Source organism: Aromatoleum bremense (assembly GCF_017894365.1).
In the GTDB taxonomy this organism is placed as follows: domain Bacteria; phylum Pseudomonadota; class Gammaproteobacteria; order Burkholderiales; family Rhodocyclaceae; genus Aromatoleum; species Aromatoleum bremense.
Genome location: NZ_CP059467.1, coordinates 2485064 through 2500998, shown reverse-complemented (window position 1 = coordinate 2500998; position 15935 = coordinate 2485064). Strand labels below are relative to the sequence as shown.

At 66.4% G+C, this 15935-nt stretch carries 19 protein-coding genes; 9 read left to right on the top strand and 10 right to left on the bottom strand.

The window, feature by feature from the left end; genetic code table 11:
* Positions 1 to 105: 105 nt before the first annotated feature.
* A complete protein-coding gene (locus tag pbN1_RS11825) occupies positions 106 to 456 on the top strand; it encodes a hypothetical protein (protein ID WP_169201654.1) in 351 nt (116 codons plus the stop codon).
* 4 nt (positions 457 to 460) lie between these two features.
* On the opposite strand, the gene ampD is transcribed toward pbN1_RS11825, so the two are convergent.
* The 3 genes from ampD to pbN1_RS11810 form a co-directional block, all read right to left on the bottom strand.
* Complete coding sequence (gene ampD, locus pbN1_RS11820) at positions 461 to 1048, bottom strand: 1,6-anhydro-N-acetylmuramyl-L-alanine amidase AmpD (protein WP_169201655.1); 588 nt, start codon at positions 1046 to 1048, stop codon at positions 461 to 463.
* Between the two features lie 89 nt (positions 1049 to 1137).
* Positions 1138 to 1617 carry a hypothetical protein gene (locus tag pbN1_RS11815; RefSeq protein WP_169201656.1) on the bottom strand — a complete coding sequence of 160 codons (480 nt, stop codon included), beginning with the start codon at positions 1615 to 1617 and terminating at the stop codon, positions 1138 to 1140.
* Positions 1614 to 1985: a nucleotidyltransferase family protein gene (locus pbN1_RS11810; RefSeq protein WP_210147479.1), complete on the bottom strand. Its 372-nt coding sequence runs from the start codon at positions 1983 to 1985 to the stop codon at positions 1614 to 1616. Before pbN1_RS11810 ends, pbN1_RS11815 begins: the two co-directional genes overlap by 4 nt.
* Positions 1986 to 2185: 200 nt before the next feature.
* Between pbN1_RS11810 and pbN1_RS11805 the strand changes: the two genes are divergently transcribed.
* The 4 genes from pbN1_RS11805 to pbN1_RS11790 all read left to right on the top strand — a co-directional run bounded on the left by pbN1_RS11805 (position 2186) and on the right by pbN1_RS11790 (position 6665).
* The gene (locus tag pbN1_RS11805; protein WP_169201657.1) at positions 2186 to 2611 is read left to right on the top strand and encodes a pilin; all 426 of its coding nucleotides are present in this window, start codon (positions 2186 to 2188) and stop codon (positions 2609 to 2611) included.
* A gap of 62 nt (positions 2612 to 2673) precedes the next feature.
* Complete coding sequence (locus pbN1_RS11800) at positions 2674 to 3009, top strand: hypothetical protein (protein WP_169201658.1); 336 nt, start codon at positions 2674 to 2676, stop codon at positions 3007 to 3009.
* A 63-nt stretch (positions 3010 to 3072) separates the two neighbouring features.
* Entirely contained in the window at positions 3073 to 6021 is a 2949-nt protein-coding gene (locus tag pbN1_RS11795; protein ID WP_169201659.1) for an O-linked N-acetylglucosamine transferase, SPINDLY family protein, read from the top strand.
* Entirely contained in the window at positions 6018 to 6665 is a 648-nt protein-coding gene (locus tag pbN1_RS11790) for a class I SAM-dependent methyltransferase (protein WP_169201660.1), read from the top strand. Before pbN1_RS11795 ends, pbN1_RS11790 begins: the two co-directional genes overlap by 4 nt.
* A 653-nt stretch (positions 6666 to 7318) precedes the next feature.
* Here the strand turns inward: pbN1_RS11790 and pbN1_RS11785 are convergent.
* Positions 7319 to 7696: an HVO_A0114 family putative DNA-binding protein gene (locus pbN1_RS11785; RefSeq protein ID WP_169201661.1), complete on the bottom strand. Its 378-nt coding sequence runs from the start codon at positions 7694 to 7696 to the stop codon at positions 7319 to 7321.
* A complete protein-coding gene (locus pbN1_RS11780) occupies positions 7693 to 7971 on the bottom strand; it encodes a toxin-antitoxin system TumE family protein (RefSeq protein ID WP_244856926.1) in 279 nt (92 codons plus the stop codon). The genes pbN1_RS11785 and pbN1_RS11780 overlap by 4 nt, the downstream gene beginning before the upstream one ends.
* 132 nt (positions 7972 to 8103) lie before the next feature.
* On the opposite strand from pbN1_RS11780, the gene pbN1_RS11775 reads away from it, so the two are divergent.
* Together pbN1_RS11775 and pbN1_RS11770 are read left to right on the top strand one after the other, a co-directional pair.
* Positions 8104 to 8337 carry a type II toxin-antitoxin system Phd/YefM family antitoxin gene (locus tag pbN1_RS11775; protein ID WP_169201663.1) on the top strand — a complete coding sequence of 78 codons (234 nt, stop codon included), beginning with the start codon at positions 8104 to 8106 and terminating at the stop codon, positions 8335 to 8337.
* Positions 8334 to 8720 (top strand): type II toxin-antitoxin system VapC family toxin, encoded by a 387-nt coding sequence (locus tag pbN1_RS11770; protein WP_169201664.1) that lies wholly within the window; start codon positions 8334 to 8336, stop codon positions 8718 to 8720. The genes pbN1_RS11775 and pbN1_RS11770 overlap by 4 nt, the downstream gene beginning before the upstream one ends.
* Positions 8721 to 8749: 29 nt before the next feature.
* Here the strand turns inward: pbN1_RS11770 and pbN1_RS11765 are convergent, their stop codons facing one another.
* The 5 genes from pbN1_RS11765 to pbN1_RS11745 form a co-directional block, all read right to left on the bottom strand.
* Positions 8750 to 9559, bottom strand: a complete 810-nt coding sequence (locus pbN1_RS11765) for a DUF3014 domain-containing protein (RefSeq protein ID WP_169201665.1) — start codon at positions 9557 to 9559, stop codon at positions 8750 to 8752.
* A 75-nt stretch (positions 9560 to 9634) separates the two neighbouring features.
* Positions 9635 to 11002, bottom strand: a complete 1368-nt coding sequence (locus pbN1_RS11760) for a sigma-54-dependent transcriptional regulator (protein WP_169201666.1) — start codon at positions 11000 to 11002, stop codon at positions 9635 to 9637.
* Positions 10999 to 12567 (bottom strand): sensor histidine kinase, encoded by a 1569-nt coding sequence (locus pbN1_RS11755; RefSeq protein ID WP_169201667.1) that lies wholly within the window; start codon positions 12565 to 12567, stop codon positions 10999 to 11001. The genes pbN1_RS11760 and pbN1_RS11755 overlap by 4 nt, the downstream gene beginning before the upstream one ends.
* Positions 12568 to 12582: 15 nt before the next feature.
* A complete protein-coding gene (locus tag pbN1_RS11750; protein ID WP_169201668.1) occupies positions 12583 to 12828 on the bottom strand; it encodes a PP0621 family protein in 246 nt (81 codons plus the stop codon).
* A gap of 50 nt (positions 12829 to 12878) precedes the next feature.
* Positions 12879 to 14036 (bottom strand): pyridoxal phosphate-dependent aminotransferase, encoded by a 1158-nt coding sequence (locus tag pbN1_RS11745; protein WP_169201702.1) that lies wholly within the window; start codon positions 14034 to 14036, stop codon positions 12879 to 12881.
* A 115-nt stretch (positions 14037 to 14151) separates the two neighbouring features.
* On the opposite strand from pbN1_RS11745, the gene mtnA reads away from it, so the two are divergent.
* Complete coding sequence (gene mtnA, locus pbN1_RS11740) at positions 14152 to 15240, top strand: S-methyl-5-thioribose-1-phosphate isomerase (protein WP_211161377.1); 1089 nt, start codon at positions 14152 to 14154, stop codon at positions 15238 to 15240.
* The gene (locus pbN1_RS11735; protein ID WP_169201669.1) at positions 15237 to 15902 is read left to right on the top strand and encodes a class II aldolase/adducin family protein; all 666 of its coding nucleotides are present in this window, start codon (positions 15237 to 15239) and stop codon (positions 15900 to 15902) included. The genes mtnA and pbN1_RS11735 overlap by 4 nt, the downstream gene beginning before the upstream one ends.
* The last annotated feature ends 33 nt before the right edge of the window (positions 15903 to 15935 follow it).

Sequence of the window (15935 nt, the reverse complement as noted above, 5' to 3'; positions counted from 1 at the left end):
ACAACTCCACGCCAACCTTTCGTCTGCGGCTCGCGTTTAATTGGCAAGAGGATCCCGGTGCGACACGCGCCGGCTGCTCGTATCCGGCCCAACAAGGAGACAGCCATGAAATCGCACACGCTCAAACTGCTCGCCGCACTCGTCGCCGGCGGCGCAATGCTCACCGCGTTACCGGCCCACGCCGACCGCGGCGACCACCGCGAATGGCGCGACCATGACCGGGAATGGCGCGACCATGATCGCGGCCACCGCCACGGTCACTACAAGAAGCACTGGAAGCACGACCACGAGCGCGTCGTGATCCGCGAACGCATCGTCGAACGCCGCCCGGTGGTGCGCGAATACCGCTACTACGAGCGCCCGTCGTACTACGTGCCGCCGGCACCGGTATATTCGCGCGATCCCGCGATCGTCATCGGCGTCAGCGTCCCGCCGATCGTCATCCCGATCCGCTGAGCGCTCAGCCGGGCACTCCACCGCCTGCGTCCGGTCGCGGCGGTGCACCCAGGGGGGCTGCGAGCAGCCCCCGCAGCCTCTCCCAGTCGAAGAACGGCCCCGGATCGGTCTTGCGCTCCGGGGCGATGTCCGAATGCCCGACGACGTCGTCGATCGGGTAATGCGCACGCAGCACCTTCACGAGCGCCGCGAGCCGCTCGTACTGCACCGGCTCGAACGGCTGCGTGTCCGAGCCTTCGAGCTCGATGCCGATCGAGAAATCGTTACAGCGTTCGCGCCCGCGCCAGTTCGACACGCCTGCATGCCACGCGCGCATGTCCGTCGACACGAACTGCATGACAAGGCCGTCGCGGCGGATGAAGAAATGCGCCGACACCCGCAGGTCGCAGATCGTCGCAAAGTACGGGTGCGCAGCCGGGTCGAGCGCGTTCGTGAAGAGCTGTGACACGCCCGGCCCGCCGAACTCCTCGGGCGGCAGGCTGATCGCATGCACGACGACGAGCCGCACGTCGCAGCAGTCGGGCCGCACGTCGAAATTCGGCGACGCGCAGCACTCGGCGCCCGCGAGCCAACCGTCGGTGAGGTGTTTCACGTTTTCATGCGCCTCCGAAAAGCCTGCAGAAACCGGTCGCTGGTCATTCCATTGATTCAGCCGAATCGCTCCCCCCTGACTTTCCGCAATCAGACCCACCCGCGACGCTGCGCTTCAGCCTCCATCGCGTCGGCTGCGCCGATCAACACCGGAACGAACCGGTGGCCGGCCTGCAATGCGTCCGACAGGACGAGCATGTCCTCCACATACTCGTGGACCATCTGGTTTCTGAGCTTTCGAATGGTGATCCATTCGTCGGTAGACTCGATAAAACCCAAACGCTCCGCACGATCCAGGTTATCGATCGCGGCACCCGGCTTTTCATCGAGGGCGACAAGAATCTGCGGCAGCAACTTGTCGCCGAGTGTGTCCTGAAGCCGGGCAAAGCGTCCTACGAAAGCATCCACCCGTTCCGCAAGGTCCGGGTCGGTAGCGAGCTGCCGTGCGCGGTCCGGCGTAAACGGCTGATCAAAAAGACGATGGTCGGTCGTCGCGAGATGGGCACATTCGCGGCGCACCACGCGGACGAGAAACTGCAGCCGAAGCAAACGACCCGGATCGATCGTCATAAGCTCTGCCCCGTTTTCGATGCGAGTTCATGGATCGGCAAACGAGCGAGGTTCGGCGCGCTGATCAGCACGTCGACGCGGCGATCGTCCAGAGCGCGCGACACACGGGCGGCAAGCCTTGCAGCGAGCAATGCCGGTTCATCGACCGGCGTCGGCACCTCGAGAAAAAGGTCTACGTCGCCCCCCCGCGCTCCGTCGTCGAGCCGCGAGCCGAAAAGGCGGACGCTGGCAGACGGGCCGGCCAGTTCCGCAGTCAATTGCCGAATCGTCGTCGCTTGAGTGTCGGTGAGTCGCATAGTGGAAATTATAGGTGCCGGTTCCGCCGCGCGGGGGACAAGGAGCAGGGGCCGGACATGGATCGCTTCCAAGTTGTGGTCCGTCCCCCCGGTTTCCGTCGCGATTCTAGTTTTGTCACTTTTTGACAATCCGTTACGCCCTCTCGTCACACCTTGACGCTCCAGACCGGCTTTTCGGGGGCATGCCCCTGTAATTCCGGCCTCAGGACTTCTGGCACGGCCGTTGCCTTATCCCTGCCAAGCGGGCTTTCCGCTGTTCAAAGGGGAACATCATGAAGAAGGTTCAACAGGGTTTTACGCTGATCGAACTGATGATTGTTGTGGCAATCATCGGCATTCTTGCGGCAGTCGCATTGCCTGCATACCAGAACTACACGATTCGCGCCAAGGTCTCGGAATTGGTGCTGGCTGCCAGTAGCGCGCGCACCTGCATCACCGAGGTCTATCAATCGGTCGGCGGCGCGTCGGTCCCGACGACCGTTGCAGCCGACTGCGCTATCACCGCCACTGGAAAGGTAACCGGCGCAACGGTGACGGACGGCGGCGTCGTCTCGGTGGCCGGCAGCACCGCTACGACTTCCGTCGGCGCCGCCGTCACAGTTACACTAACGCCGGCGGTCCAGTCGGCTGCCGGTACGCTGACCTGGAAATGCACCGGCTCCGACACCAAGTACGTCCCCGCATCCTGCCGCGCCTAAAAAGGGCACTCAAGTCAGGCCCCTCTGTGAGAGGGGCTTTTTATTTTTAATGGGGTGAGGGCATGAGCCTATTCGGGCTATTTACGAGCGCGCCGGAAAAAGCGCTGGCGCGCAAGCTGGCGGAGCACCTGGCCAAGAACATCCCGCCGAAGCTGATGGACAAGGGCCGCCAGGTGTTGTCGGCAAACCGGGTGTCGCGTCTGCTCGAGCAGGCTTTCGAAACCGCGAAAGAGCATCAACTGCAAACCGGCATGGGCTTCATGAAACGCGCCATCCTTGCGAACAGCTTCAAGTGGGAACTCCAGGCCAAAGGCTACCCCAAGGACTTCATCAATGTCGCCACTGAGGGGCTGGTGGTCGAGTTGTCGAAAGCACGGCAGTCGCGAAACGCCAAGTGAGTCGCGGCGGCCTGCGCGCAAGCCCGCCTCGAACCGCAACCCTGCCCGGATTTCCCGCCGCCGATGCTGCTACGTCTCGTTAAAAATCTTTTTGCGCGTCCCGCGACGAGCGCGCACAGTTCAAAGCCGATTTCCACGCAGGAGCAAGCCCAGACCCTGTTTCACCGCGGCGACTTCCGCTCCGCGATCCTGGCGTACCGCAGCTACCTGGAAGAATTTCCACACGACGTCCTCGCCCTGAACGACCTCGGTTGCTGCCTTGCCAATACCGGAGACGACGCCGGTGCGGCGGCGGTGTTCGATCAGGCGTTCTCCCTCGACGACGCCTACCTGCCGGTCGTCGTCAACCATGCGAAAGCGATCGCAGACCGCCAGATGAGTGGCGAAGCCCTGCCCTATCTGCGGCAGGCGAAAGTCTACGATGCTGACTTCTATGCGTCCGACGCGGTGCTCGGCGCGATTGCCCTGGCGATGGGCAACGCGGAACTCGCCTGTCAGCGCGCCAAGCGCGCGTGGCTCGCATCCTTCGACAATCTGCGTCTGGCCAATTGCTACCTGCTGAACTGCGCCTATCACGACATCGATGAAGCGCAGCTCGCGGCCGAGCACCGCTTCTGGGCCGAGACCCTCGCCCCCCGCGCGCAGGCCGACGACGCCGAAACCTGCGACGCGTCGCTGACGGCTTTGCCGGAACGCAGCTCGAAGATCCGCATCGGGTACTGGTCGCCGGATTTTCGCAATCACTCGGTTCGCTACTTCTTCAGGCCGCTGCTCGAGAATCACGACCGCGACCGCTTCGAAATCGTTCTCTACCACGACATTCCGAAGTCCGACGAATACACGGCGCGGATCCGGGAAAAAGCCGATCACTTTATCGACGTCAGCGACCTGCCCGATGCCCGTTTCGTGGCGCTGATTCGATCGCATCAGCTGGACGTGCTGATCGAGCTCGCCGGACACACCTCGAACAACCGCGTGAATCTGCTGCAGGAGTGCCTGGCCACGGTGCAGCTGAGCGGCCTCGGCTATCCGCCGACGACCGGGCTGGGCACAATCGACGGAAAATTCCTCGACATCCACCTTGCGGACGCCGACAGCGCCCGCTACTACGCGGAAATGCCGCTGGTGCTGCCGAATTCTTTCTGGTGCTTCGATCCGATGGAGGAAGCCCCGATCGAGCCCGTGCCTGCCGCGGTGCGTAACGGCTATCCGACGTTTGCATGTATCGGAAACATTGCAAAAATCGGCGACCGGACGCTGGCCTGCTGGGCGGAAATCCTGCACCGCGTGCCCGACGCCAGGTTGCTGCTGCGCTCGATCAGCTTCAACGATCCGGCGGCGCTGGACGCGATGCGCGAGCGAGTCGGGAACGCCGGCATTGCGCTCGAACGCGTCGATTTCCGCGGCCCCGCCGGCGGTGCCGATTTTTTCGCGTCGTACAACGACGTGGACATCGTTCTCGACACTTATCCGTTCAACGGCGGCACGACTTCGTGCTTTGCGACCTACATGGGTGTACCCATCGTCAGCCTGGCCGGCAAATCGCTGATCTCGCGGATGGGCAGATCGATCCTGAACAATCTCGATCTGGCGGACTGGGTGGTGGACGATGCCGCGGCTTACGTCGAGCGTGCGGTAGCCGGCGCTGCCGACGTGTCGTTTCTTGCCCGCTTCCGCGTCGAGGCGCGCGAGCGCTTTTCGCGGACCGCGCTCGGCAACGGAAAGCTGTTCGCGGAGCAACTCGAACACAGCTGCACCGAGCTGCTGCAGGCAAAGCGCGACGGCGTGCCGTGCCACGAGGACGCAGTCGCGCCACTGCCGGCGCAGGAACTGGTCAGGAGAGCCTATGGTGTGCTGCGTTTCGGCCAGTACGAGGCGGCGCAGCGGATCGTCGACTACTGCCTGCGGGCGTACCCGGCGTGCGGCACCGCCCACATCCTGAACACCCAGCGCCTGACCGCCGACGGCAAGTACGACGAAGCGGCCGCTTACCTGCTCGAGCGGGTCGAGGGTTTCGACGCGGGTGACCGGTTTGCGGTCTGGGTCAACATCGCGCGCTTCCAGCTGCTGCTGGGCCGCGACGAGGAATGCAGAAAAGTCGTCGCGCTGGCGGCGACGGCCGTCGGCGAGGACGCTAGCGACCGGGCTCAGCTGCGCATGCTCGAGACTTGCCTGAAGGTGCGCGCAGGCAATCGTGCGGTCGCCGGCGCACGCCAGCCCTCGGTCGCCGCGATGCGCATCATGGTCCTGATCGTCGTCGATGACCCGGCGGCCTTCGAACGCAAGCGCGACGACATCGCAAGCCGGTGCGAGCTTCCCGCCGGGGTCGGGCTCGACTTTCTGCGCTGTTCCGAGCAGCACAAGACCCGGGTCTACAGCGCCGTCTTGCGCGAGCCCAGCGCAGACATCGTGGTGATCGTTCATAAGAACATCGATATTCACTCCGCGAGTTTTTTCCGGGATGTGGTTTCGACGCTGGCGCACTGCGACCTGCTCGGCATCGCAGGGGCACGGAGCTGGGACCGGCTCGACTGGCGGCACTCCCCGGCCGATAACAAGGCCGCAAGCTTCATGGTCCCCTCGGGCGAAAAGGAGGGGTGCTTCGAGATGCAACAGATGGGGCTGGAGCGCAGCGCCGCAGTCCACGGGCTGAGCGTGCTGGACGGCTCCGTGCTTGCCCTCAATCGCGCCCGGCTGGCCGGCATTGCCGGGCTCGGCGAGTTTGACCCCCTGCTCGAGGACGGCGCCGCGCTGATGGAGGAGGACCTGAGCCATCGCGCGCATCTGGCGGGACTTCGCCTGGCGGTCCACCAGAGCCTGGGGGTGGTCATGGACTGGCGGCTAGCCTTGCGAAACCAGCACCTCGGCGAAGTGCGCTGGCAGCTGACACAGCACTATGGCTTCGACCCGCTGACCCTGCGGGACGAGGACCGTACGATAATCTCGGTCCCGGTTGGATCACCGGACGAGGGCGTTGCGGTTCAACAGCTTTTTTTCGAGGACTCTGTATGAAAGTGCTGCTGCATGTGGGCTGCGGTTCGTTCGATATTCGGCATCTGCCGGCTTATTTCCAGGATGGAAGCTGGGACGAGTTGCGCTACGACATCAACGAAGCGGTCGAGCCCGACCTGATCGGGACGCTGCAGGACATGTCGATGATCGAGGACGGCACGATCGACGCGATTTACTCGTCGCACAATATTGAACACGTATGGTCCTTCGAAGTACCTCAGGTGCTGGCCGAATTCATGCGCGTGCTGAAACCGGACGGTTTCGCCGTGGTGCTGTGCCCCGATATTCTTTCGGTGGCACAGGCCATCACGAAAGGGTTTCTGGGACAAACCCTTTACATGTCGCCGGCGGGGCCGATTTCCGCCATCGACATCATGTACGGGTTTCAACACGACATCGAAAAGGGCAACCTATTCATGGCGCACAAGACGGCGTTCACCGCGCAGACCTTGGCCGCTGCGTTGGCGGCGGGAGGCTTTGCGGGTTCCGCAGTGGCGCGCGATCGCGGCTTTGGCCTTTATTCGGTCGCGACGAAAAACGCTTGGGACGAGGCTTTGATCAAGAACCTGATAGATGCGTTGCACCCCGCGGACGAGTACGTACTGGAGCGGCTGCGTTTCGGTTGTTATACCCCGTCGGTGTGACAACCAAACTGCTGGATGGCCCGCCGCGCAAATCCGTAGGAGGATGTGACGGGGTCACGAGGTGATTACGGGCGATGAGGGTCAAGTTTGCCTCTTGCCCGTCGCCGCGTGGCGCCTGTAACAGGCTCCCATCCGTGGCTACGAGATGTTCGCACTCTCGGTGCACGACGCGTGACAGGAACGACAGTCGGGCGACCTTTTGAGGCTCTGGCGTCAATCACGCGCGCCGATCTCCATGCGCGTGTTCAATGGGCGCCTCCGGTTGGAAACCGGGGACATGTTTTTCTCCTGACCCACGCTGCATCGAAGAAGACCGCCCCGGCGGTCTTCTTCGTTTTCCGCCTCTCTCGAAGCCCCCTATAATGCTTTCAGCATTTTCAGGCGATATGGTGGTATGTTCGAACGTCCCGGTTCACCTTCAGCCAGACTATGCCACGACGCCACCGAATTCTTATCCCTGGGGTGCCGCTACACTTGATCCAGCGCGGTAACAATCGCTCCGCCTGCTTCTTCTGCGAGGACAACTTCCGCTATTACCTCGAACAACTGGCCGAACAGCCGCGTAGCCCGGATGAAGGCCGCAGGCCGGAATCCGGGGAAGCCCGTGGCCACTGATGGCGGCCGTTCCCGGATTCCGCTGCGCTGTATCCGGGCTACGCGGCTGCCTGATGCGGCAGACGCATGTCCACCACAATCTCCGACCAGGGCACGAACACCTTTCCGGCCTCGTCGCGCTCCACGGCCATCCATTCCATGAGCTCCGCGATGTCGCCGTGCACGTTCTTGTAGTTGCGCCGCAGCCGGCGGGCGAGCTCGGCCACGGTCAGCGGCCCGGCGGCCCGCAGCGCCCCGATGAGTTCCCAGCGCTTGGGCGTGAAGACCGCCAGCATTTGGCTCATATCCTCGAACCCCACCCCGAAATAGGGCTCGGGCGCTTCGCCCCGGTCGAGGGCCTTCATCGTCTCGGCCGCCGCGCCGAGACTTTCCTCGACCGGTACCCCGACTCGCACGTGCAGAATCGATTCGCTCATGGCATGGCTCCTTTCACGTCGCGCCAGAAATCAGCGATCAGCTCGTCCGGACCGGCGAAACGGTAGGGCTCCTCACGCGCGCCCAAGTGACGGTGGTCGCCCTTGCCGCGCTCGTTGTCGTAGCCCACGACACGCAGCCCCTCGACGACATAGACCAGCCGGTATTTGTAATGATGCATCGAAGGCGGCACCGGCTCGGGCACCAGCCAGATCACGACCTCCACGATGCCGATGCCATACCGCTCCCTGGTCTTCCTGACGAGTGTCGCTTGCATGAGAGGCATGCTGCCATGGCCTCGCTATGGTTTCAAGCGCCATACGTGGAAAACCGGGGAGAAAAACCGGGGACAGGCCACGTTTTCGTTCTAGACTTAGTCCAGTAGCTCAACCATTAAACGGAGTACCCGATGCCGGTTGTCGTCAACGTCCATGAAGCCAAGACGCACTTTTCCCGATTGCTCGAACAGGCCCACGCGGGGCAGGAGATCATTCTGGCCAAGGCGGGAAAGCCGTATGCGCGGCTGATGCCTCTCGCTCCGGCAACTTCGGTCCGCCGGCCGGGACGCCTTGCGGGGCACATCGGGGACGAATTCTTCGAGCCGCTGCCCGACAGCGAACTCGACGCGTGGGAGGGGCGATGAGATATCTGCTCGATACCCACGCTTTGCTTTGGTGGTTCACCGACGACCCGCGACTGTCGCCGGTCGCACGCGAGGCGATCGCGGACGACGCGAATGTGGTCCTCGTCAGCGCAGCAAGCGCATGGGAAATCGCCACCAAACATCGCCTCGGCAAGTTGAACGAAGCGGCCGACGCGGTCCGCCGTTTCGACGAACTGGTTGCGCTCGACGGATTCCAGCATCTACCCGTTTGTCATTTTCACGCCCTCAAAGCGGGCGGCTACCCGGTCGAACACCGCGACCCGTTCGACCGGATGCTCGCGGCACAGAGCGAACTGGAGTCCGTGCAGCTGATTACCTGCGACCCGGCTTTCGCCTTATTCGGCACTGCGACGCTCTGGTAACAAACGAGTGCATTCGAGTCAGACCGTTTTCACGGCGCGCCCACTCCTCCCGCGACCCGCCGCCGCAATTCCCGCAGCCGCGCCTTGACCCGCGCCGCATTGTCCGGCCCCATGCGCACCAGGATCTTCTGCCCGGCCGACAGCCGTTCGAGTTCGGGGTCGGCGAACTGGTAGAGCACCTTCGGCTGGACGACGCGCAGCGGCCCGGCGGGTTCGGGCGTCGCGAGCAGGTGGTCGAGGACTGCGACGAGGCGGTCGTTGAAATACCCCTGCGGATAGCCGAGTTCCTGGTACGCCTGCTGGAAAAGCGGATAGAAGCGCGCGTAGAGCGCCGCGAGATAGCGGATGTCGACGGCTTCGGCCAGCGTCACGTAGGGCGCGTAGCGCTCCCGGTTGTCTGCGCTGATCACCAGCTCGTCGCCGTCTCCGCTCACGAGCAGTCTGCCCTCGACCGATTTCACCGGCGACAGGCGCCGCGCGAAGCGCTCGCGGGGGAGGTTGTCGACGGTGACGACGATGCGGCGGATGACGTCCTGGAGCAGCAGCAGGTCCGGCCGGGCGCCTCCGGCAAGAAGCGCGTCGAGCGAGGCGCCGATGGCTGCGTCGCTTTCGTCCAGTGCCGGCAGCGGCCCGGCGTCGGGCACCTCAGCGGCCGGGTCGATGGCGGCCTCGATCGGGTAGCGGATCGACGGCTCGGCGGTGAGCGGCGCGGGCGCGGACGGCTCTTCGACCGCGACCTGCGGATCGGGCTGCGAGCCTGCTCCCCGCAGGGCGAAATACCCGGCCACGGCGACGAGCGTGATCACCGCGGCAAGCCCCCAGCTTTTCGATGCGTTCATGGAATCCCCCTGTCGTTGCCCGGACGTGGGGTGTGAGTCGGTGCCGGCGAATCCGTTCCGTACGCCCGTTTCCCGTTACTCCATTCCCCATTTCTGCAGCTGGTAACGCAGCTTCCGCAGCGTCATGCCGAGCCGGCGTGCGGCCTCCGAGCGGTTCCAGCGGGTCTCGTCGAGCATGCGCAGCACGCGCAGGCGCTCGTCGTCGCCGTCGCCGGCGTGCTCGTCATCGGGGTGGTCGCCAAAGTCGAAGCGCAGCGGCTGACCGATGCCTGTCGTCGCGTGCAGCTTGACGTCCTCGACGCCGATCTCGTCGCCGTCGCACAACGCGCAGGCGCGTTCGAGAAGATTTTCGAGCTCCCGCACGTTGCCGGGGAAAGCGTGCTGGCGCAGTTCGGCGGCCGCATCCGCGCTCAGACGGCGGGGCGCGCCGCCTTCGCGCTCGGCGAGCCGGGCGAGGATGTGCGCGGCAAGCTCCGGGATATCTTCCGGGCGTTCGCGCAGCGGCGGCACGCGCAGCGTGATGACGTTGATGCGGAAGTACAGATCCTGGCGGAACTTGCCTGCGGCGACGAGCTGCGCGAGGTCGCGATGCGACGCCGACAGGATGCGCACATCGACCGACTCTTCGGCGTGCGCGCCGACCGGGCGCACCGCGCGCTCCTGGATCGCGCGCAAAAGCTTCACCTGCATCGCCAGCGGCAGATCGGCGACTTCGTCGAGGAACAGCGTACCGCCGCGCGCCGCCTGGAACAGGCCGTCCTTGTCCGACACCGCGCCGGTGAAGCTGCCTTTGCGATGGCCGAAGAACTCGCTTTCCATCAGCTCCGGCGAGATCGCGCCGCAGTTGACCGGCACGAACGGTCCGGCGACGCGCGGGCCGAGCTCGTGGATCAGGCACGCGGTGACTTCCTTGCCGGTGCCGGATTCGCCGTGGATGAACACCGGAGCCTGGTTGCGGGCGAGCTTTTCGACCTGGACGCGCAAATGCGCGAGCGCCGCCGAGCGCCCGATCAGACTGCGGCCGCTCGCGGCCGGCGCGGCGGTGGCCGGCGCGTCGAGCCTGAGCGCATGACTCACGAGTTCGCGCAGCGCCTTCAGCTCGACGGGCTTGGTGACGAAGTCGAAAGCGCCGGCCTTGAGCGCGCGAATCGCAGTTTCGATGCTGCCGTAGGCGGTCACGACGGCGACCGGCAGGCCGGGCTGGTGGGCCTGGATGTGGGCGACGAGCTCGATGCCGTCGCCATCGGGCAGGCGCATGTCGGTGAGACACAGCCGATAAGCCCGGTCGCCGAGCAACCGGCGCGCATCGGCGATCGTGCCGGCGGTGTCGCACCCGAGGCCCATGCGCATCAGCGACAGTTCGAGCACTTCGCGGATGTCTTCCTCGTCGTCGACGACGAGGACGTCGGTGCGGGGGCGTTGGCGTCGTTCGGGGTAGTTCATGGCTGGGTACGTCCAGTGAGCACGAAGTGGGCGCCGGGGGCGTTGTCCGCCAGCTCGAGCGTCGCGCCGTTGGCTTCGGCGAGTTCGCGCGCGATATAGAGCCCGAGGCCGGTGCCTTTCGGATGCGTCGTGAAAAAGGGTTCGAAGACGCGCAGCCGCTCACTGGCGCCGATACCGGGTCCGTCGTCGAGCACGTGGAGCGCGGTACGCCCGCCCGCGTCGACGGCGAACACGCGCACCGCGCCGGGCTGGCCGGAGCAATAGCGCCGCGCGTTCGCGACGAGGTTGTCGAGGATCTGGTGCAGATGCGCGCGGTCGATGCCGAGCGTCGCCCGCGCCGGGATTTCGACGCGGAAAACGTCCCGTTCCGCACCGCCGCCGAGCGTCGATTCGTCGATCACGCCGGCGACGAAAGGCGCAAGGACGAGCGCCTCGGGCAGCGCTTCCTCGCGCCGGCCGAGCGCCAGCACGTCGCGCACCATGCGCTCGATGCGTCGCGCATTGTCGTTGATGATGCGCACCAGCCGGACCTGGACGTCGGCGCGCTTTTCCTCGGTCAGCAGCTCGGCCGCCTGCATCACCGCGGACAGCGGGTTGCGGATCTCGTGCGCCATGCTCGCCGTCAGGCGCCCCAGCGCGGCGAGCTTCATCTGCTGCATGCGCTGCAGGATCTCTTCGAAATCGGTCAGATAGACCAGCGTGGCGCCTTCGCCTCCGCCGCCTTCGCCATCTTCCCCGGCGCCGACGGCGCGGCAGCGCAGCAACTTGCCGGACGCGCGCATCCGCTGCAGCGCGCCGTCTGCGCTCGCGCAGCGGACGCGGAAATCGGAAAAGCTCTCGTCGAGTTCGGCGAGCAGCCGGCCTTCGAGCGAATCGACGCCGAGCAGCAGCGCGGCGCTCGGGTTGGCCTGGCGCACCCGGCCGTCGGCGCCGAGCACCAATACGCCGTCCTGCATGTCGCGGATGATGCGTTCATTGACGGCCTGCTGCTTCACCAGCGCTTCGCCGCGCAGCGTCGCGAGCGATTCGTTGGCCTTGGCGCGCAGCGCGAGCAGGCGCGCGACGATCGCAATGCCGAAGAACCCGATGCAGACGAAGCCGACCTGCAGGAAATCCGCCGGGGAGCGTCCGCTGAAGAACCGCCAGCTGTTCTCGGCGAGCACGACGACGGTCGCGAGTGAGGCGAAGAACAGCACTGCCCGCCCCTGGGCGACCAGCCCGGCGCCGGCGAGGATCACCATCATCAGCACCGGGATGCCGCTGCGGTAGCCGCCGCTCGCCCACATGATCGTCGCGAGCACGGCGATGTCGATGACGACCTGCAGCATGATCAGCCGGTCCAGGCCGATGCGCCGCGCAGCGTCCGGGAACCCCAGCGTCAGGACCGCGGCGATATAGGCGAACGCGACCGCGACGAGGATTTTCGGCGCTTCATGGCCGAGCTGCAGCTCGCTGCCGGCGACGAGGAACAGCCCGGCGATGACGAGCCGGAAAAAGTTCAGGTAGCGCAGCGGAACCCAGCGCGACGGGTCCAGATCGGGATCGGGGAATGCCGCCACAGGCATCGGGCGCACACGCCGTCAGCGCCGCACGCCGAGGCGCCGGTGTTCCTCGCAGCAGAAAAACGCGTCGCCGTCGCGCACGCCTTCGCTCTCCGGCACATGCACGCCGCACTGGTCGCACGCGAGCATCGGTTCCGGCGCGTTCTTCGGCCCGGCCCGCCGGCCGCCGGCCGAGCGCGCATCGCCTCCACCGGGCTTGCTCAACGCGCGGCGCACCCACCAGATGACGACGAGGACGAGAATGAAGATGAGCAGGTTTCGCACGAGCGGATCTATCAGGAATGAAGCGCGGCGAGTTTAGCACGCAGCCCGCGCTACACCCGGCACAGCCGCTCGCAGGCCGCGGCGAGCGTCGCCTCGTTCTTGGCGAAACAGAAGCGGATCACGCGCTCGTCGCGACCGTCGGCGAAGAACGCGGAGACCGGAATCGCGGCGACGCCGCTGTCGCGCGTCAGGCGTTCGACGAAAGCGGTGTCGGGCTCGTCGCAGATGGCGCGATAACGGGCGAGCTGGAAATACGTGCCGGCCGACGGCAGCAGTTCGAAGCGCGAGCCGCTGAGCGCGGCGCGGAAGAAATCGCGCTTGGCCTGATAGAACGCTGCGAGCCCTTCGTGTCGCGATGCGTCGGCCATATAGTCGGCGAGCGCGAGCTGCACCGGCGTGTTGACGGTGAACACGTTGAACTGGTGCACCTTGCGGAACTCGGCCATCAACTCGCGCGGCGCGACGACGTAGCCGACTTTCCAGCCGGTGATGTGATACGTCTTGCCGAAGCTCGACACGATGACGCTGCGCGCAGCGAGTTCGGCGTCGCGCGCGCAGCTCTCGTGCCGCCTGCCGTCGAAGACGATGTGCTCATAGACCTCGTCGGACACGACGACGATGCCGGTGCCGCGCGTCAGCGCCGCCAGCCGCGCCAAGTCGTCGGCCGACCACACTGTCGCGGTCGGGTTGTGCGGGCTGTTGATCATGATCATCCGCGTGCGCGGCGTGATCGCGGCGGCGACCGCGTCCCAGTCGGGCCGGTAGCCGGGGGCGGCAAGCTGCAGCCGCACGACGCGTCCGCCCTGCAGTTCGATCGCCGGCGCGTACGAGTCGTACACCGGCTCGAACACGATGACCTCGTCGCCCGGATGCACGAGCGCCGCGACCGCAGTGAAGAGCGCCTGCGTCGCCCCGGCAGTGACCGTGATCTCGGTTTCCGGGTCGTACGCGGTGCCGTACAGCGCCGCGACCTTGTGCGCGATCGCCTCGCGCAGCGGCGCGACCCCTGCCATCGGCGCGTACTGGTTGAATCCGGCGCGCATCCAGTGCGCGACGCGCTCGAACAGCACGTCCTCGGCGTTGAAGTCGGGGAAGCCCTGCGACAGGTTGATCGCGCCGCATTCCTGCGCGAGCCGGGACATCACCGTAAAGATCGTCGTGCCGACATCCGGCAGGCGGGAGTCGATGCGGGCGGGGAAAGTGGGCATGGTGGGCGGCGCGCGCGAGAACTGGATCGCCGCATTCTGGCAGAGTGCGCCAGAAGGGCCAATGCGGGGCCAGCGCGGGAACCCGTGCGCGGCGGCGGCGCCGCGAAGCGTTAAAATGCGCGTCATGCCTACCCTTCCGATCTTCACTCAACCCGTGCCGACGCTGGCCCGCGACGGCGACGCGATCGTGGTCCTCGACCAGACGCGGCTGCCATACCGCAGCGAACAGCGCCGGCTGGCCACCCTCGCCGAGGTCGCCACCGCGATCCATTCGATGCAGGTGCGCGGCGCGCCGCTGATCGGCGCGACCGCCGCGTTCGGCGTCGCGATCGCGCTGGGCGGCGACGCCAGCGACGCGCAGCTCGACATTGCGCTGAGGACGCTCGCCGCGACGCGCCCGACCGCCGTGAACCTGCACTGGGCGCTCGGCCGCATGGCGGCGCGGCTGCGCCCGCTGCCCGCCTCGGCGCGGCTCGACGCGGCGTGGGCCGAAGCCGAAACGATCCGGGCCGGCGACGCCGCGACCTGTGCCGCGATCGGTGCCCACGGCGTCGCACTGCTCGAAGCCGTCGTCGCGCGGCGCAACGGGCCGGTACGCGTCATGACCCACTGCAATGCCGGCTGGCTCGCGACCTGCGGCGCCGGCACCGCGCTCGCGCCGGTCTACGCGGCCCATGCGTGCGGCATCGCAGTGCATGTATGGGTCAGCGAGACGCGGCCGCGCAACCAGGGGCTGCTGACCGCCTGGGAACTGCGCGAAGCGGGCGTGCCGCACAGCGTGATCGCGGACAATGCCGCGGGAATCCTGCTCGCGCGCGGCGAAGTCGACCTCGTGATCACCGGCGCCGACCGCGTCGCGGCGAACGGCGACTCGGCGAACAAGGTCGGGACGTACCTGAAAGCGCTCGCGGCGCGCGAACACGGCGTGCCGTTCCATATCGCCGCGCCGCTGTCGACGATCGATTTCGCCTGCCCGGACGGCGCCGCGATCCCGATCGAAGACCGCGGCCCGGCCGAAGTGCGCAGCGTGCAGGGCGTCGCATCCGACGGCAGCGTGCAGGACGTCGCGCTCGTGCCGGACACCACCGGCGCCGCGAACCCGGCGTTCGACGTGACGCCGGCCCGCCTGATCACGAGCATCGTCACCGAGCGCGGATCGAGCGCGCCGGGACGACTGCGCGACCTGTTCCCGGAGGCGCCATGAGCCCGCCGGATGCCCACGGCGCCGACCTGCGCGCCGAACTGCTCGCGACCGCGCTGGCGACGAGTGCCGCGCGCCTGAACACCGGCAGCTCCGGCAATGCGAGCGTGCGCACGCGCGGCGGCATGCTGATCACGCCGAGCGGGCTGGCGCCCGAATCATGCAGCGCCGACGACATGGTCGTCGTCGCCGCCGACGGCACGCCGACCGGCCGCCTCGCACCATCGAGCGAATGGCGGCTGCATCACGACCTCTACGCGCTGCGGCCGGAAGCCGGCGCGATCATCCACGCCCACGCGCCGTTCGCGACGGCGCTGGCGTGCCAGCGGCTCGAGATCCCGCCGTTCCACTACATGATCGCGCGCTTCGGCGGCCCTACCGTGCGCTGCGCCGCGTACGCGACGTTCGGCACGCAGGCGCTGTCGGACAACATCTCGGTGGCGATGGAAGGACGCAGCGCGTGCCTGATGGCGAACCACGGCATGCTCGTGTTCGGCCGCAACCTCGCCAACGCGCTCGCGCTCGCGCTCGAGTTCGAGAGCCTGTGCGAGCAATACTGGCGCACGCGGCAGCTCGGCGAACCGGTGCTGCTGTCGGACGAAGAGATGCAAGAAGCCGTCGAGCGCTTCCGCTGGTACGGCAGGCCGGCGGAACAGCAGCCGTAGCGGCCGTAGGGCGGAAAAGCGCAGCGCCTTCCG

What these genes read in the sequence shown, in the direction of transcription:
- pbN1_RS11795 (WP_169201659.1), top strand. Translation starts at nt 3,073, where the DNA reads ATGCTGCTACGTCTCGTTAAAAATCTTTTTGCGCGTCCCGCGACGAGC.
- pbN1_RS11815 (WP_169201656.1), bottom strand. Translation starts at nt 1,617, where the DNA reads ATGACGATCGATCCGGGTCGTTTGCTTCGGCTGCAGTTTCTCGTCCGC.
- pbN1_RS11775 (WP_169201663.1), top strand. Translation starts at nt 8,104, where the DNA reads ATGCCGGTTGTCGTCAACGTCCATGAAGCCAAGACGCACTTTTCCCGA.
- pbN1_RS11755 (WP_169201667.1), bottom strand. Translation starts at nt 12,567, where the DNA reads ATGCCTGTGGCGGCATTCCCCGATCCCGATCTGGACCCGTCGCGCTGG.
- mtnA (WP_211161377.1), top strand. Translation starts at nt 14,152, where the DNA reads ATGCGCGTCATGCCTACCCTTCCGATCTTCACTCAACCCGTGCCGACG.
- pbN1_RS11785 (WP_169201661.1), bottom strand. Translation starts at nt 7,696, where the DNA reads ATGAGCGAATCGATTCTGCACGTGCGAGTCGGGGTACCGGTCGAGGAA.
- pbN1_RS11765 (WP_169201665.1), bottom strand. Translation starts at nt 9,559, where the DNA reads ATGAACGCATCGAAAAGCTGGGGGCTTGCCGCGGTGATCACGCTCGTC.
- pbN1_RS11745 (WP_169201702.1), bottom strand. Translation starts at nt 14,036, where the DNA reads ATGCCCACTTTCCCCGCCCGCATCGACTCCCGCCTGCCGGATGTCGGC.
- pbN1_RS11790 (WP_169201660.1), top strand. Translation starts at nt 6,018, where the DNA reads ATGAAAGTGCTGCTGCATGTGGGCTGCGGTTCGTTCGATATTCGGCAT.
- pbN1_RS11735 (WP_169201669.1), top strand. Translation starts at nt 15,237, where the DNA reads ATGAGCCCGCCGGATGCCCACGGCGCCGACCTGCGCGCCGAACTGCTC.
- pbN1_RS11805 (WP_169201657.1), top strand. Translation starts at nt 2,186, where the DNA reads ATGAAGAAGGTTCAACAGGGTTTTACGCTGATCGAACTGATGATTGTT.
- pbN1_RS11760 (WP_169201666.1), bottom strand. Translation starts at nt 11,002, where the DNA reads ATGAACTACCCCGAACGACGCCAACGCCCCCGCACCGACGTCCTCGTC.
- pbN1_RS11825 (WP_169201654.1), top strand. Translation starts at nt 106, where the DNA reads ATGAAATCGCACACGCTCAAACTGCTCGCCGCACTCGTCGCCGGCGGC.
- pbN1_RS11800 (WP_169201658.1), top strand. Translation starts at nt 2,674, where the DNA reads ATGAGCCTATTCGGGCTATTTACGAGCGCGCCGGAAAAAGCGCTGGCG.
- pbN1_RS11770 (WP_169201664.1), top strand. Translation starts at nt 8,334, where the DNA reads ATGAGATATCTGCTCGATACCCACGCTTTGCTTTGGTGGTTCACCGAC.
- pbN1_RS11780 (WP_244856926.1), bottom strand. Translation starts at nt 7,971, where the DNA reads ATGCAAGCGACACTCGTCAGGAAGACCAGGGAGCGGTATGGCATCGGC.